Source organism: Sphingomonas sp., from assembly GCF_024508665.1.
Taxonomy (GTDB): domain Bacteria; phylum Pseudomonadota; class Alphaproteobacteria; order Sphingomonadales; family Sphingomonadaceae; genus Sphingomonas.
In genome coordinates this window covers 1-17,149 of record NZ_JANINP010000007.1, presented here as the reverse complement: position 1 = coordinate 17,149, position 17,149 = coordinate 1, and the positions used below count along the sequence as shown (strand labels likewise).

The window sequence follows — 17,149 nt, the reverse complement described above, 5'->3', positions numbered from 1 at the left end:
TTGCCAGATGGTCGGGGTCCGGCAGAGTGTCGAAATCGGCGATGCGCGTTTTCGACACCCTTGAGGCCGCGGCGCCCCCGGCGCCGCGGCCCTCGCGCGGGTCAGCGCGACCAGATCAGGACATGCTGGCCGTCCTCGCCCTCGGCGAGCGTCGCATAAATCGGCGCCGGAAAGGAAGGATCGTCGAGCTTGATTGAGACATAGGGCCTGTCCTCGCGCGACGATTTGGACCATCCCGCCCCGAATTCGACGCCGCCGCTTGCCGTCACGCGATAGTCGGGCGCCTTGTCGCTTTCCGCCGTGACCGGCTTGATCACTGCCTTGACGTTGAGCGTGAGGGTCCGGATCGTGCCGGAAAATGCGCCGGCATCGTCGCGAGTGAAGCTGCCAATCTGTGCCATGAAAACCTCCGTGTCAGTGTCATCGCGACCGCCCGATTGCGGCCTCGATGGCGATGTCCCGGGCGACCGGACGGCTTGCGTGCACCCTTGGGCCGAAGCGCCGAGCGGAGGACGGCGAAGCCGTTGCAAGCAAGAAGGCCGGCCGGGCGCCAAGCGCCATCATCGAAAGGCCGCTTTCGCGCATCCGCAGCTGACCGGATGGCACGGCACTTAATGCAGGATTGCCGCGATCTGCAGGCCGCTTCGAGCTCCGAAGACCGACGCTGAGAACCCGAGGGATCGGTCGAACCCGCCAGTGCGGGACGCATCCGCCGCGCTGCCGGTGCCACAGCGGGGCTTTCACGGCGGTTATCCAGGCGCGCGCGCCTCGGGCCACATATTCGATTGTCGGCACCGCACGGCTGGCCCTCGCCACCTGGATAGTCAGCCGTTGACTAGTCAAGCGGCGACGCTTGCCGGCCATCGGCCGGACCGGCACGCTGGGTCCAGCGGATGACCGAAGCCAAGGGTCTACGCCGGTGACCGGGCGGCAACGGCAGCTGGCTGCCAGTCGGTCTCTGAACAGTGGCGCCGGCGAACTCGCGGGGAAGCACCAGGGTGCTTTTCCCGCACATGGGAGGATTTATGCATCGACTTGCCGAAAACAGTGTTCGTGTGGTGGCCGCCGATACCCAGGCCGCGCTCAAGTCGACCGATCAGGCACTTCTCGCCCATGTCCAGATGGTACCATCGGTCCTCGAAACCGCGGACGGTTCTGATCTTCCGTTGGCCGTCACCCAGGATCTCCATTCGCGCATCGCCACGCATGGCGGCAAGCTGGTCGAGGGTCGCGAGGACCGGCGCCAGCTGATTACCCGGCTGCCCCTGGTCAAGGACCGCAGCGATCAACGCGAGGTCGCAACCGGCTGTCCCGGCGGCGCCCTCACGCCTTCACCGGCGCACATCGTGTCGAGCCGCTGCTTGCCTGAGCTGTCCAGACATGCCCGGAAAAGAGCGTGGCAATGCGCGTCGCAGACATGCTTGCGGCGCCCGTTTTCTGGATGTTAGGCTTGGGAGCCTGTGGTGCCGGCGTGGCCCTTGGCGGTCGGGCCGGGAGTGCTCTCGCAGCATTGATCGTAACGGCATCGCTTGCCCCCACAATCTTTCGTGGCGGCGGCGACAAGGGGCCGATGCCGCTTGCATTCCTCGCATTAGACGTGTTGCCGGTTGCGGCCTTCACGCTCGTTGCGCTTCAAAGCGACCGCTGGATCGCCGTCTGGCTGGCGGGTTTCCAGCTTACCGCCGTCCTCGCGCAGGCGATGGCGTTGACAGCGCCCGGATATGTACCGGCCCTATTTTCACTCCTGCACGCTTATTGGCCGTTCGGTTTGGCCATGACGCTGGCTATCGGCGTCGTGATCGACCGTCGGCGGGGGATTGCCGATGACCATCCAGATGCTCGATTGGCTGCTCGAACTACCGACGGATCCGACCGCCCTCGATCGCAAGATCGAACAATTGCGGGCCACATTGGCAACGCTTGAACATTGCCGCGGCGGGGCCGCGCCGGGCATGCGGACAACGCCCCGCCCGGATGCGGTCTCGTCTCCCTCACCGCGATGGGCAGCGCAGGACGACATGGCAAATGCCGTTCGCACCTATCTCGCGAGCCGCCGCGCGCGGACGTCGATACTGGAGGGAAGCTGGTTTGCCGATCCGGCTTGGGACCTGCTCCTCGACCTGTTCGTCTGCCGGATCGAGGGACGTCCGATCGCGGTGTCGGCGGCCTGCGTCGCCGCGGAAGCGCCCTGGACCACGGCATTGCGCTGGATCACCAAATTGCTCGAGGCCGGCGCCATCCACCGGGCCCTCGACCCCGAAGACGGGCGACGGTCGCTGATCTGGCTCGATGAGCAAGTTGCCCTCAGGGTCGAGCGGTGGGTCCGCTGCCATCTCCTGTCCGAAACCAGCATTAGCTACTGGCCGGTGGAAACCCCTACCCACCAGCTGCCTATGCCCTAGGAGCAAGCGTTGCCTCCCTCCTGGCACGCCTGTTCTGAAGACCGCGCCGCGCGATCCGACCCAATCGCGCGGCGCGGCAATCGGCCTGCCCGATAGGGGCCGCCAGCCGAGCTTTCTACGCGTTCCAACAAACGGACCAAGCGCAGGACCGTCGCCACCAAGGCGCTCAAAAAAAAGGAGAGCCTGCCGGTCGGCAGGCTCTCCTCGATGGTACCGCTCAGACCGCCGGGACACCCGAGCGGTGCCCCGGCGGGTATCGTCAGAAGCCGATCACGACGCCCGCGCGAACACCGGCGACATCATTGCCGCCGCTGGTCGAGAAGGTACCCCGCACGAAGGCGCTCGACTTGGTCCCAATCTCCGCGGTCACGCCACCCTGGAGGGTAAGATAGCCGTTCGGATCGACACCCTGGAGCCGGAACTTGTTCGACGGCGCGCCGGCATAGGCAACGTCGCGATACGAGTTGTTGTCGCCCATGAAGCTGTAGCTCACCGAAATCTCCGGCCGCAGCTTGGTCTGCGACAGCTGATATTCGGTGCCGAGCTTCACACCGATGGTCGGCGTGAAGACCGTCTTGCTGGTCGAGTCGACCACCAGATCGACCGCGCCGGCGCCTTCTTCGGTGAAGCCGTCGAACTTGTAGTGGCGCAATTCGATCTGCCCGAACGGCGCCACTGTGGCGGCACCGAACTGGAGGCCGTATTCGGCGCGCAGATCGCCGCGGACTTCCTTGCTGTCGAAGGTCGCGCTGGTGTTGCGCGACAGCGTCGGCAACGCACGATCGGCATCCCAGTTGCTCCAGCCATAGACCAGATCGCCCGCGATGGTCAGCGGACCGAAGTCCTGGCGACCATAAAGGCCGAGCAGGTAGGTGTCCGCCGTTGCCCGGGCGAGCCCGTCCTCCGAGTGGCTGTTGGTACGGCCATAACCGAAGCCAAGGCCGAACTCGCCGCTTCCCGTAGCCACACCGAACCCGAGCGATCCGCCATAATTGTCAGCGGAGAGCTTGGAGGCGCCGGTCGTCGAATCGCCGCTGGTGCGAGCGAATTCGCCGGTCGGCTGCAGCCAGAAGTTGAAGCCCTTGGCGCCTTCCGGCAGGCGGCGGCTGCTGAGCACGTCGACGAAAGGCGCGGTCGTCTTGAGCGTGACGAGCGAGCCATAATAGGACCCGCCAGCCAGTTCGGTGAGCGCCTGCTTGGCGCCTGCCATCGTCAGCTGGCTGTCGAGGCCGGCCATGACGGTCGCCAAGTCCTGGGTCAGCGAATATTGGTTGACCGAGGTGAACGTGCCGTTGCCTTGGGCGTCCGCGGTGAGCGCCGACACCACGCCCGGAAGCGCATTGGTGAGCGCCGTCCCGGCCGCCTTGGCATTGGTCGTGGTCGCAGCGGTTTCATAGCCCTTGCGGGTCGCCACCACCTGAACCAGCGTGCGGCTGCCATTGGCCTTTTCCGCAACGTCGAACGTCACGAAATTGTTGGCCGACGACGTTGCGACGGTCGCGTTCTCCGTCACCGTCCCCGACACATCGAACAAGTCGAGCGCCTGGCCGTTCAGGAACAGGCCGCCCTTCGGCGTGACCAGGTTGACCGTGCCATTGAGCGTCAGGTTGCCATCCAGCGTATACGAGCTCGGAGCAAGCGCAGCATAAGCCGAGCCCCAGGCCTTGTCGGGCGTGGTGAAGAGGCCCTGGCCAAACACCACCTGCTGGGTGCCGAGCGGTTCGTTGGAAAGGACGACGCCGCTCAGCGACGGATCCACGACGCGCACCAGCGACGGCATCATCCCGACGGTCAGGCTACCGCCTGCATTCTGGACGAAATTGCCCTTCTGGTAGATCGCCACACCATCGATACCCTGGGTCCCGAGGCTGGTCAGGTTCGACCCGAACTGCTGCGCGGGAAGTACGACGCGCGTCCCGAGGACCAAGCTCGCATCATTCTGGACATCGCCACGGATACCGAAGGTTTCGTTGCCCGACGTCGCCAGTTGCACTTCGCCACCCTGGATCTCGAACTGACCGAGATCGAGCGTGTAATCGGCAACCGGATTGACGTTGCTGACCGGCTGGTAGGCGGCGCCGACGATGGTGAACACCCCGTCACCGGACTTGGTCAGGGTATTGACCCCGAGCACGCGCGCCCCGCCTTCATAACCCGACAGGTCGCCTGCCGCGGCGATCGCCGGGTCGACGCCGGCAAAGGCCGTACCGAGCGCGGCCACGCCGGTCCCATCGAGGCCGAGATAGCCGCCGCCGACCAGATTGACATTGGTGGTCGTGTAGCGTTCGCCGGTCGCCTGGTCATATTCAGCATAGACACCGCCGCCAGTGACCGACCCATTGTTGAGGTTGATCGTCGCATTGATGTCGCTGGTCTTGACCGGATTGCCGTCGGCATCGTCGATATAGCCGAAGGCACCGTTCACATAGACCGAGCCGCCCAACAGGCCGTTCTGGTTGAACGTATAGGTCTGGGCGATGAGCGGCTGCGTAGCATAGAGCTTCTCGACGCCGATCTGCGACACGGTATCGACCGAGCGCGTGACATAATTGTCGAAGCGCGTGCCGAACGAGGCGTCGCCGCGCACCACGCCATTATTGGTCATGGCTCCGGTGCCCGCCGCCAGCCAGCTATTGCCGGTGATGAGCCCGCTATTGACCAACGACGCGGTTCCGCCCGTGACCGAATAGGTGCGTGTCACGGTATCGACGCGCGTCACGTCGCCGAGATTGACGATGCTGGTCGAGCTGGCGAAGTCGTCGGCATAGGCCGAAACCCCAACCGACCCGTAGATGCGGCCGGTATTGGTGAGCGCCGCATCGGTCGCGCTGAACACGCCGACATAGGCATTCGACCCGCCGAACGAGGCGCCGCCGTCATAGCCGATCTGGCCGTCATTGGTGAGCGACGACGCGCCGCCGACGGCCGTTTCGCTATAGGAGCGGGTGCCGCTGGCGAGACCGGTCGCCGGATAGAGATCCTCGCTCGCCGAGACGGTGTCGTAGCCGACCCGACCGACATAGAAGGATGCCCCGCCCGGACGATCGAGCACGACGCTGTCGCCCGAGACGGTCGCGGTCGAGCCGGCCAGGCCGGCAACCGTGATGTTGCCGAAATTGACCGGATTCTGGCCGTCAGCCGAGTCGATCGCGAGCGTGGCGGTACCACCGGTCGCGGTCGAGCTGGCGGTCGTCGCATAGCGGCTGACCGACCCATCGGCATAGTCGGTGACCGAGCCGTTGGTAGTGTCAGTGCCATAGGCTGCGACCGAAATCTGGTCGCCGACCTGACCCGTGACGGTTGCCGAAGCATTGCCCGCATTGGTCCGCAAGAAGAGGTCGCCCGACCCGCCCGAGCTGCCATTGGCATAGGCACCGTTGAGGGTGTTGCCGACCACGCCGGCCACCGTCGCGGTGACGTCGCCACCCGTACCGGTGGTGCTCGAATTGCCGGTCACGGTCTCGGTCGAGCTGCCGCCGGCCAGGGAGTAGACGTCCGAGTAATCGGTCGCCGTTGTCGTCGACAGGCTGTTGAGCGACACCGAGCCACCCACTTCGCCGTCGCCGGCGAGCGAGAAGCTGTTGGTGCCGGAGGCGCCGTTCAGCGACACCGAGCCGCCGACGGTCGCCTTGCCGATCGTAACCGCGACCGAGCCGGTCCCGGCCGTCTGGCTGCTGCTCGACTGCGACTGATAGTCGCTGGCGACCAGCGAACCGCCTTCATAGGAGTCGTTGAACGCTGAACTGCTCGTCGAACCATAGCCCGACAAGCCGTTGGTCGACACCGACAGATTGCCACCGATCGACGCATCATTGCCAAGCGAGGCGGTCGCATCGCCATTGGCGTAGAGCTGCGCGCTCCCGACGATCGTCCCGCCATTCACCGCCAGCACGCTTGCAGCGTCGTTATAGGTGGTGTTGCTCGCCGCCTCGTTCGATCCGACATAGCTTTCGGTCGACGGGGTTGTGCCTGCGGACGGGACGTAGATGTCGGTCGACGAGGCCGTGCTGCTCGACTCATTGGACGCGCCGCCGGCATCGCCGGTGAAATTGCCGATGATGGTGCCCGTCACGGTCGCCGTGCTCGAACCCGCCGCATATTGCGCCACCGAGCCGTCGCTCGCGCCGGTCGGCGAGAATTGATAGGCGCCGTTGACGCCGGCATAGGTGCCGGTGATGTCGCCACCGGTGATCGCGCTCGAGCTGCTCGAGCTTGCATCATAGGTGGAAGTCTGGGTGCCGTCGGCGGCAATCGCATAGCCATTGGTCTGGCTGTTGGCGGACTGGTCGTTCGACCCATAGGTCGCGACATAGGTCTGGCCGGTCACGAGACCCGAATTGGCGATGGTCGCATTGCCATTGGCGTTGACCGAGACGCCGCCGACCACCATGCCGGCATTGCCGAACGACGCATCGCCGCCGGTCGCGCTCGACGTGCTGGTCGAGCCCGAGGTGGTTGTGCTGTCGGTAAAGGTACCGGTGCTGTCGTAATTATAGACAGCGTTGTAGGTCGAGCCGCTGGTGGTGTCGTTGCCGGTTGCCGAGAGCGACACATTGCCATTGATGCGGCCGGCATTGCTGACATCAGCTCCGGCCAAGCCGCTCACGCTTGCCGAACCGTCGATCAGGCCGCCGGTCTTGTTTTCGAGCGAAGCGGTGCCGCCGAGCGCGGCCGTGCTGCTGTTCGAGCTATTGTCGATGACGCGTTTGGTCAGGGCCGTGCCGCCACCCGACAGATTGGTATAGGTCAAGGTGTCGGAATTGGCGAAGTCGTTGGCCGTCGCATTGACGCTGCCCGAGCGAACCGAGGCATTGCCGCCGATCGTGCCGGCGTTGCTGAGCGACGCCGCGGTCAGGCCGGTCACGTTGATTGCGCCAATCGACGCGCCCGCGTCGTTGGTCGCGCTGGCGGTGCCGCCGGCAAAGTCGTAGCGGTCATGTCCGCTGCTGGTCGAGACGTCGACTTCACCGTCCGCCGTCGTCGTCGCGCTATAGTCGCTCGTATATGCGTGATCGACATCGCCGACATATTGCTCGGCCGAAACGGTCGCATTGCGCGCGATCGTGCCGGCATTGGCGAGCGTCGCATCGCCATCGGCGCGGACCGTGAGATTGCCATTGACGACGCCGGTCGAGCCGACCGTCGCATCGGCATTGCCGCCGGTCCGGGCGTAGGAAGAGGTCTCCTCGTAGTGCGATGTGCCGGGCGCGCTGACCGACTTGGTGTCACGCGCATAGGTGTAGCCGCTGGACTGAACCGAGCTCGTCAGGCTGCCGCCGTCGAGACCGATCGTCCCGTCGACATTGAGCGAGGCGCCGCCCAGGCCATAGACGGCGACATTGCCGGAAAGGCTGCCGGTCGTCTGGACATCGATCGCCGACGTGCCGCCCGTGGTCGCGGTTTCGTAATGCGTATCGGTTTCGTTGGTCGTGCCGTCGGTGATCGTCGTGGTGCTCGAGGCCTGATGGCCAGTCACGAACAGCGACACGGCCGCCGCTCCGGCGACCTGGTCGTCGGCACCGATCGCCCCCGCCACATCGACCGTCGCGCCGGTGATGCCATAGGCTGCCGCCGTCCCGGTCATGGCACCCGCGCCGATTGAGACCGAGCCGGTCCCACCGACCAGATCCTGGCTGTTCGTATTGGTGGTCGTCGTGACGCCGCCGGTCGTGTCGGTGTTGCTGGTGCTGTCGACGACCGAGTCGATGCTGAAGGCGCCGACCGAGCGCAGATCGCTCGAGACCATGCTTGTACCCGGCGTGCCGACCGTGCCGGTGGTCGCGATGGTGACATCGCCACGACCTTGCGCGCTGACCGCTCCGGCGATGCCGCCGCTGCTGGTGATCGAGATCGGGCCGCCGACGCCGCCTACTGAGATACCGCCGGCGACGATGCCGGAATTGGTGATGGTGAGCTGATTGGTCGCGAGCGTCGGGCTGCCCGAATAGCTGATGCCGACGGGATTGGCGGTCGTGCCGAGCGTCCCGCGATTGTCGATCACGACGCTGCCCTGCTGGCCGGGCGACACGGTCGCGCCGGGCTGGGTAACCGTTGCGCCGGTACCGATCGTGACGGTGACATCACTGCCGGCGACACCGGCTGTTGCGGTGTTGACGTCGGTCGCGGTGACCGTGCCGGTGCAATCGACGGCCGCGCCCGTGGTTGCGCATTGCGCATGCGCCGTGCCCGACAGCCCGACCGCGAGGGCCGCGCCGGCGACGCCGAGCGCCAGGGTCTTCTTGGTAGTACGTACCTTGATATTCCGCATGGGTTCCCCCGGTTGGTTGAGTGGGGACGCCAGCGTGCCGCCGCTCGAGCAGCAGCTATCGCCAGCGTCTTGGGCGCGCCCTTGCCGCCTCAACGCTCGCGGATCGTGAGTACAAAGTTCGTAAAGCGTGAATTCAGCCGAAATGGATCAAGTAATATGAGACGGCGAAAGCCGTGTCGAAAATGTCCAATTCTTTTTATTGCGGCCTTTCGCTACTTGGCCCGTTCGCCCGTGGCTATAGATACTATCGGGTTTTATGCGAACAATGGCGCGGGGAGACGATTATTACGCCGTGCGGGTCGATCTGCTCGGCCATCCGCGTATTACCCTGCGCGACGGACGCCGCATCGAAATCCGCTCAAAGAAGGGACTCGCGTTGATCGGCCTGCTCGCGACCGCCGACACCGGTGAGCGGTCGCGCGCCTGGCTGCAGCAAAAATTATGGGGTGCGCGCGAAGTCCTGCAAGCCCAGGCGAGCCTGCGCCGCGAATTGTCGGGGTTACGCAAGTGCCTGCCGGACGGCATTGCCTGGCTCAAGGCCAATCACCGTTCGGTGACGCTCGATTTCGCTGTCGTCGACATCGATATCCGGCGACCGGTGAGCCGTTCGCGTGGCACGGGCGAATTCCTCGAAGGCATCGACATTCCCGGCGAAGAGGATTTCGAGGACTGGCTGCGCGAGATGAGGGGCTATTATCGCCGCATCACGGCCAATGACGCACCTTTGGTGCAGGCAGTTCCTCAAGCCGACGTCCCGCTTGAGGCCGAAGTCGCCATCATTGCGGCGCGCGACACCACTGGCGGCGACATTCCAGATCCACTGCTTACCGCGGTGACCGGGACGCTCGTCGACTCGCTGTCCCAAATGCGGTGGTTGGCCGTGGTCGCGCCGGCCTCCGATCGGGTGGCGGCGCCCCGCAGCCGTTATGTGGTCGAGACCGATCTCGTCAGCGACGCACGGCGCGGCCTTGTCAGCCTGGTGCTCACCGAGCGGCCGCATGGCAAGGTGCTGTGGAGCCAGACCTCGGAAGTATCGCTCGATGCCGGCATCGCCGAGGTCCGGCGGCCCTTGCTGCGTGCGGCCAATGCGATGGCCCAGATCGTCGATCGGACAGAGCAGCGGCATCGGCTGTCCAGCGAGGACAGCGCCACCGATCTCGGAACGCTCCTGTGGCGCGCACGCCATCATCTGCAGAAGTTCACCAGCGCGGGCATGCACGTGGCGGGACGCCTCCTGCGCCAGGCCGCCCAACTCAAGCCGCATCATGGCGAACTGGCGATGCTCAAGGCGCACCAGGCAATCGGCGCCTTGTGGGCAAGCCGCGCGCCGCTTGCGAGCGGCGGCGCGCTCATGCCGCTGGCGCGCAGCGCCTTGCGCGGCGACCCGACCGACGCACGCGGGCCGCTGTTCGTCGGCATCCTCGATCTATGGCAAGGCGATGGCGCGAGTGCGCGCCGCCAGTTCGAGCGCAGCGCCGGCATCGCACCGGGTTTTGCTGCCGCTCATGCTTTGCTCGGCACCGCGCATTGCCTGGATGGCCATCCTGAGCGCGGCGTTGCACCGCTTGAGGAAGCGCTCGACCTCGCCCCGATCGATCCGTTCCGCTTCATCGCGATGGGCGAGCTTGCGACGGCGCGCTTGTTGCTCGGCGACACGTCGGGATGTTTGAAGCTGGTGCGCGACATTCGCACGACCCATCCGCATTATGTCCTCGCGCAAATCCTCGAGGTAAGCGCTCTGGCGAGCGCCGATCGGCTGGATGACGCAGCGGCGGCGTACGACCGCAATCTGCGCGACAAGGCGGGGTTCGCCGCCGCGACCCTGGCGCGCATCCCATTTCGCGATTCTTCGTTCAGGGCTGCCCTGCAACGCGGAATCGACATCGCCGCGAACAGTCCGCCGATGCGAACGGCCTGCGGATGATGGCGACAGGCCATAGGATCAGGGCGGTGGCTCCTTAATCCTGCGCTCTTACCCCTGAGCGCAGGGCACCACCCTGCAGGCGCGTTGTGGTTTTCCCGAATCGCTACACGCGCCGCCCGTCCGCGCCGCGCGGTCCGCCCCGGCCCGCGCGGCGCGGCATCAAGACAAAGATCATTGGGTGCCGCGCTCAGGCGTCGGGAACGCGGGAATGCATGCGCCCACCGATGTAGTTTCGACGTCATAGCCAACATTTTATGCCCTGCTCGCGGATGACGTAATATGTCGTTCGTTTGGGGCGCAATCTGACGCGAGGTCGAAGTTTACCGCATCTCGAACGGTCTCCACTTCCGATGGACCGAATGTTCATGCCGAGAACTTCACGCCGGCCATCGCTGTTAACGCCCACCGCAACGATCACGGCCACCGAGACGATGACGCCGTTCTGCCTGACTTTGACGTATGTGGCGTCGATCCACAGGTAGAGCCAGTCCCTCTTGATAGGGCGACTGAAAGGCGATGAAGCGCTCGTCAATCTCCTCGCACGGACGACTGACCTTGATCTTCGGATTCCGTCCATACCCGCGCGTTGACCGGACCGTCGATCTAGCGGGCCGAGATACCCTGGATATAGGCCTCCTCAATCACTGCCGTCAGCGCCCGCTCGCCATCCGGCATGATGCCAGCAAGCCGGCAAAGTAGCTGCCCTCTCGCACGGGGTGCCCGAACGACATAGGCAGTTGGGCTGAGCGAATTTATCCAGGAACGGCGTCATCACTTATGGATGCCTGACGCAATTGCTGGACGCACCGGGTCATCATCTATCCGAATTGGATCAAATTTGTCGGCAAACGCGCTGCGGGGGCGAGTGGCTCCAAACGTTTCCCTTTTCGAGACCCGTGATTCACGCGGAAAGGGGGGAGATCGACATTGCGTCCAAGCCTTCGATTGGTTGCCGTCCTGCTTCTAGGGGTGGTCGGCGTCGCACGTGCAAGCGAAACCATTACCTACACCTATGATGCCAAGGGCCGGCTGATCAAAGTCGTCCATGCCGGCACGGTGAACAATGGCGTCACCGCCCAGTACACGCATGACCATGCCGACAACCGAACCAACGTGAAGACAACCGGCGCGCCATGAGCGTCGGTCGCGCTCGATACTCTCGAAAATTCTGGGGAATGAACATGACAAACTCGGCGATTGCCGGGCGCAGCAGCCTGCACGTACGCTCCTCGATCTTGTGCGTTACCACCATCTTGTGCACCGGTCTCGCGGCACCAGCCTTCGCGCAGAGTTCGACGGATGTTCCTGCCCCACCCGTGAGTGCCGTGGTTGACGATAACGGCGTCGATCGGGCGTCCGGCGCCCTCATCGTCAGCGCCACCGACATGTCGATCGGCGGCGACGACGCCCGCCTTAGCCAAACCCGCTACTGGTGGGGTGCACGCTTCTGGCGCGATAAGTACGATATCGAAATCTACTACTCCACTACCACCACGATCAAGGTCAGCCTGAGCGGCGCGAGCAACACTTTCACGCTGAGCGGCGGTATATGGGTATCCGACCAAGCCAATGGCGCGACCCTCACGACCACGAGCACGACGGCTAACTATACCGAAGCGGACGGCACGGTCATCAGCTTCGATGTAATTCCCAACGGTGGAAAGGCCCAGGCCAACAAGATCGTGCATCCCGACGGGACGACCGAGACGATCACCTACTTGGCCGCTCCCTTTTACATGCTCGGGCTGAGCAATCCCCCGACCTACTTGACCCGCGTCACCTCGGTGCAGAGCAATCGAGGATACCACCTCAAATATGAATATGTCTCGAACACGGCCATTCAGCCCGGCAACCTGGCGAACTGGCTGAAGGTCTCCAAGGCCACCGCGATCAATAGCGGCGTGGATTATTGCGATCCCACCGCGCTTACCTGCACCAGCCTCTCCCAATCCTGGCCGATCACGACCTATGCCTACGGAACGAGCGGGGCCAACACGACGATCACCGTCACCGACCCGGCGAACCGCGTCAGCCGGTACACGATCGACGCTTCGCAACGCGTCATCGGGTACAAGCGCGCCGCCTCCGCCACTGACACCATGACCGTGGGCTACGGCGCCGACGGCCGGGTATCGTCGGTGCTGAAGGATGGCCACACGACGACTTATAGCTGGTCGCTGGCCGGAACCACGCTCACCGCGACAAGCAATGACTCGCTGTCGCGTAAAAGGGTGACGACCGCCGACACCTCCAAGGGCGTCCTCCTCACCGACACCGACGCCTTAGGCCGCAAGACGACCTATATGCCCGACAGCTACGGCCGGATCACCAAGGTGATCTGGCCCGAGGGCACATCCACCGCGGGTTACGATCAATACACTTATGACGCGCGCGGCAACGTCACTCAGATCCTGAAAAAGGCCAAGGCCTCGTCGACGCTCGCCGACATCGTCGTCACCGCGAATTATCCTACGTCGTGCTCGGTCGCGGCGACGTGCAACAAACCGGTCTGGGTGAAGGACGCCAAGGGCAACCAAACGGATTTCACCTATTCGTCGTCGACAGGCCAACTCACAACCGTCACTTATCCGGCGGCCACGGCTGGCGCGATCCGGCCGACGACTACCTACAGCTACACATCGTATCAGGGCTATTACAAGAACAGCGGCGGGATGATCGTGGCATCGGGGCTTCCGATCTCGATGCAGACCGGCATATCGACCTGTGCCACTACGGCGTCTTGCGCCGGCACCACGGACGAAGTGAAGTCCAGCATCAATTATGGCCCGCAAGTGGCGGGCACGATGAACAACCTGCTTCCCGTCAGCTCGAGCAAGGGCGCCGGCAACGGTTCGCCGACGGCGACGACCGCCTACACCTATGATTATGTCGGGAACAACCTGACGGTCGATGGGCCGCTTTCGGGTACGGCAGACACACAGACGTCTCGGTACAATGCCGATCGCCAGATCGTCGGTTCAATCGCACCTGATCCCGATGCGACAGGGCCGCTAGCGCGATTGGCGTTGCGGACTAGCTACAATGACGATGGCCGGGCGACGCTCGTGGAGCGAGGGACGGTTACGGATGTGACCGACACCGCCTGGAATGCCTTCACCCCTTATGAAAACACTGCGATCGTCTATGACGCCAATGCCCGAAAAAGCCAGGTCACGACCAATTCGGCAGGCACGACCTATTCGTTGACGCAGTATAGCTACGACGCCGCGGGTCGGCTGGATTGTACGGCAATTCGGATGAACCCGGTGGTATATGGTTCGCTTCCGGCGGCCTGCACGCTCTCCACCACCGGGTCGAGCGGCTCGGACCAGATCACGCGCTACACCTATGACAGCGCGGACCAGACCACCAAGATCACCAGCGGATATGCTACCGGCGATGCGTCCGACGACGAGACGCTGACTTATACGAATGACGGTCGTCTGCTCACGCTGACGGACGCCGAAAACAACAAGACGACCTACATCTATGATGGGTTTGATCGCTTGTCGCAGACCCAGTTCCCAAGCCCCACCAAAGGATCTGGAACCAGTTCGACGACCGATTATGAGCAGCTCGGCTACGACGCGAACGGCAATGTCACCAGCCGCAGGCTACGCGGCGCAACGACGATCAACTACGCTTACGACTTTCTCAATCGGCTGAAGACCAAGGATCTGCCGGGGACGGAACTCGACGTCACTTATGGCTATGACCTGCTGGGTCGAATGACGAGCGCCGCCACCTCGGCGCAGACCATCAACCAGGCGTGGGACGCGCTCGGGCGTCAAACGAGCGAGACGGGACCACTCGGGACAATCGGCTACCAATATGACGCGGCGGGCAACCGCACCGCGATCACCTGGCCCGACGGCGCCATCACGACCTTTGCGTACAACCCCGCCAACAAAATGACCGGCATCTATCAGGGCGTCGGCACTTCGACGGTGATGACGACCTACGGCTATGACAGCCTGGGTCGACGGACGTCGATGGCGAGCCCTTATGGCGCGGGCTCCAGCTACAATTACGACGCCGTCTCGCGGCTGGGCGGCCTCACCCATAGCTTCACGACGACGGCCAATAATGTCGGTTTCACCTATGCTTACAACCCGGCCGGCCAAATCGCGAGCCGAACATCCACCAATGACGGTTACGCATGGACCAACGCAGCCAATGCCGACCGCAACCACACGACCAACGGCCTCAATCAATATACCGCCGCCGGCACGACGAGCTTCGGCTACGATGTCCGCGGCAACCTCACGGCATCGGGAAGCCTGACGTATGGCTATAGCTCCGAGAATCTTCTCACGACCGCACCCGGAGCGACGCTCACCTACGACCCGCTCGGGCGCCTCTATCAGATCGCCACGAGCGGGACGACGACGCGATTCCAATATATCGATGGGCAAATAGCCGCCGAATATAATGGCAGCAACACGCGGCTGCGCCGGTTCGTGCCGGGCGCGTCCACCGACGAACCGGCCTTCGCCTATGAAGGCGCCGGTCTCACGGCACCGACCTGGTATCATACGGACGAACGCGGCAGCGTGATCGCCACGAGCAACATCAGCGGCGCGCGCGCCTCGCTCGACAGCTATGACGAATATGGCATTCCGGGTTCGGGCAATAGCGGACGCCTGCAATATACCGGCCAGGCCTATCTCCCGGAGATCGGCCTCTATTACTACAAGGCGCGTGTCTACTCGCCGACGCTTGGTCGGTTCATGCAGACCGATCCGATCGGCTATGGCGACCTGCCGAACCTCTATGCCTATGCCCGCAACAACCCGATCAACAAAACCGATCCGACCGGATTGGATCCGTGCCCCTACGACCACAGCCAGGATTGCGGCCACGTAACCGGTCCAATCAAAGTGCCCGGCGGTGACGATGGCAATGGATCAGGACCGGGCGACAGCTGGTGGGACGACGATTGGTTCGGCTTCAATTATTATGGCGGCTTCGGGCCTTGGTACGGCTACGGGAGCTTCCACGGTCTCGGAAACTCCATCTCGTCCGGCTTCAACGGCTTTTTCCGTGGCCTCGGGGAGATCATTATCCCGCAGGCAAAGGCGCAATCCGACCCAATTGAAATTCATCACCTCCTACCGCAGCAATATGAAAGCTTTTTCGCAGCGAGGGGTTTTAACATAAATGATGTACAATACTTGCTGCCGATCCCCAGGTCGCTTCATCGTTGCAAACCTTATGGACTGCACACCACAGAGGGAGGAGACTGGAATGGCACATGGGGCGCGTGGATTTCCAAAAATCCTCTAGCATCACCTAGCGATGTTATGAGGCAACTCAACCAAATGGAGAAGGACTTTTGCTGAACGATACTGACTTCATCTTTCTCCTATCTCCGCCATTGCGTGGACCAACAGTTGAATGGGGGAAAATGCAGTACAATTCGATTCCATGCGACGTTGACCCCGATCACAATGGGCAGAGTATCATCGTCCCGCCGTATGAGTTCGTTGCAAGGAAAAAGAACTCTGCCGCTGATTTCATGTGGTCATGGACGAGAGACATATTAATAGGGGACAAAGCTGTCGACATACTTCGTGGCAACGATGTTAGTGGATACCGCCTCGCCGATGCCAATCTGAAGAGCGGCGCCGGTATTCCACCACCGGGACATTACTCCGTTCTGCGTCCCACGGGCTGGGGTGGGCTGGCAAGGCCCGAGAGCGGAATCCATCTGGACGAAGGACCTTGCCCCGGCTGCGGGCGCGTTCACTATTCTGGATTGAAGGAGCCAAGCCTCCTTTTCGATCCGGATCAGTGGGATGGAAGCGATGTTTTCATGATTTGGCCGTTGCCGCTCTTCACTTTTGCGACAGCCCGCGTTCGGGACATCGTCGTCGAAAATAATATAATGGGGGTAGAGTTCACTCCGTTGCGCGAAATGGAACCTAGCGACGGATATACTCCAGGTCGGCTTTCCTTATGGATGGACGAGCTCCGGGCGGCTGAATTATCCCGAGAATACGGAATTCCATAGGGGCGCATCCTTTCGCGCTATATGCAAGCGCCGCTGAGCGATGCATGAATCGACGTTTGACGCGACGGGATCGGCGGGGCTCGTGACGTGCTACCCTGAAACTCCTCCAGTTTGAGCCAGAGTCCTTCATTGAGGAGGACGGAGATAAAGCGCAGCAGGTTTATCGAGGAGCAGATCATAGCGATCCTGCGTGAGCAGGAAGCTGGGTCGTCGACCGCGGACGTGTGCCGTAAGCACGACGTGAGCAGCGCGACCTACTACAAGTGAAAGGCGACCTATGGCGGCATGGACGTTTCGCAGGCGCGCAAGCTGAAGGTGCTCGAGATGAGAGCACGCGGCTGACGCGGTTGCTGGCGGATGCGATGCTCGACCATGCGGTGTTGAACCGCTTCTATTTCTTTGATGGAAACGGCATCGAACTTGAGGCCGTGAGCTACGCTCCACCAGCAAATCCGCACCTCGCGGCCGCCGCGTGAGTTGTGAGTTTTGTGGCTCAACTGTGACCGACTCGTTTCTCGGTGAAGTTGGACCACGGGGAAAGA

Annotated in this window: 9 protein-coding genes and 2 pseudogenes; 8 read left to right on the top strand and 3 right to left on the bottom strand. The window is 63.1% G+C overall.

Annotated features, from left to right (window positions below):
• Positions 1–101: 101 nt before the first annotated feature.
• Positions 102–401 (bottom strand): DUF736 domain-containing protein, encoded by a 300-nt coding sequence (locus tag Q0L25_RS15175; protein ID WP_296615764.1) that lies wholly within the window; start codon positions 399–401, stop codon positions 102–104.
• Positions 402–1,025: 624 nt separating this feature from the next.
• On the opposite strand from Q0L25_RS15175, the gene Q0L25_RS15170 reads away from it, so the two are divergent.
• The 3 genes from Q0L25_RS15170 to Q0L25_RS15160 all read left to right on the top strand — a co-directional run bounded on the left by Q0L25_RS15170 (position 1,026) and on the right by Q0L25_RS15160 (position 2,402).
• Entirely contained in the window at positions 1,026–1,448 is a 423-nt protein-coding gene (locus Q0L25_RS15170) for a hypothetical protein (protein ID WP_296615762.1), read from the top strand.
• A gap of 62 nt (positions 1,449–1,510) precedes the next feature.
• Positions 1,511–1,924, top strand: coding sequence for a hypothetical protein (locus Q0L25_RS15165; RefSeq protein WP_296615761.1), 414 nt, complete (start codon positions 1,511–1,513; stop codon positions 1,922–1,924).
• 94 nt (positions 1,925–2,018) lie between these two features.
• Complete coding sequence (locus Q0L25_RS15160) at positions 2,019–2,402, top strand: MarR family transcriptional regulator (protein WP_296615759.1); 384 nt, start codon at positions 2,019–2,021, stop codon at positions 2,400–2,402.
• 259 nt (positions 2,403–2,661) lie between these two features.
• On the opposite strand, the gene Q0L25_RS15155 is transcribed toward Q0L25_RS15160, so the two are convergent.
• Complete coding sequence (locus Q0L25_RS15155) at positions 2,662–8,670, bottom strand: autotransporter outer membrane beta-barrel domain-containing protein (protein WP_296615757.1); 6,009 nt, start codon at positions 8,668–8,670, stop codon at positions 2,662–2,664.
• Positions 8,671–8,935: 265 nt separating this feature from the next.
• Between Q0L25_RS15155 and Q0L25_RS15150 the strand changes: the two genes are divergently transcribed.
• Positions 8,936–10,594 (top strand): SARP family transcriptional regulator, encoded by a 1,659-nt coding sequence (locus Q0L25_RS15150; protein ID WP_296615755.1) that lies wholly within the window; start codon positions 8,936–8,938, stop codon positions 10,592–10,594.
• Between the two features lie 358 nt (positions 10,595–10,952).
• Here Q0L25_RS15150 and Q0L25_RS15145 read toward each other — a convergent pair.
• Positions 10,953–11,307, bottom strand: a pseudogene (locus tag Q0L25_RS15145) (transposase); the annotation flags it as partial.
• 214 nt (positions 11,308–11,521) lie between these two features.
• Between Q0L25_RS15145 and Q0L25_RS15140 the strand changes: the two are divergent.
• The 4 genes and pseudogenes from Q0L25_RS15140 to Q0L25_RS15125 form a co-directional block, all read left to right on the top strand.
• Positions 11,522–11,731, top strand: a complete 210-nt coding sequence (locus tag Q0L25_RS15140) for a hypothetical protein (protein ID WP_296615754.1) — start codon at positions 11,522–11,524, stop codon at positions 11,729–11,731.
• Positions 11,732–11,910: 179 nt separating this feature from the next.
• Positions 11,911–15,936, top strand: coding sequence for an RHS repeat-associated core domain-containing protein (locus Q0L25_RS15135; protein WP_296615752.1), 4,026 nt, complete (start codon positions 11,911–11,913; stop codon positions 15,934–15,936).
• Positions 15,930–16,607 carry a hypothetical protein gene (locus Q0L25_RS15130; protein ID WP_296615750.1) on the top strand — a complete coding sequence of 226 codons (678 nt, stop codon included), beginning with the start codon at positions 15,930–15,932 and terminating at the stop codon, positions 16,605–16,607. Before Q0L25_RS15135 ends, Q0L25_RS15130 begins: the two co-directional genes overlap by 7 nt.
• Before the next feature lie 144 nt (positions 16,608–16,751).
• Positions 16,752–16,990, top strand: a pseudogene (locus Q0L25_RS15125) (transposase); the annotation flags it as partial.
• Positions 16,991–17,149: the final 159 nt, after the last annotated feature.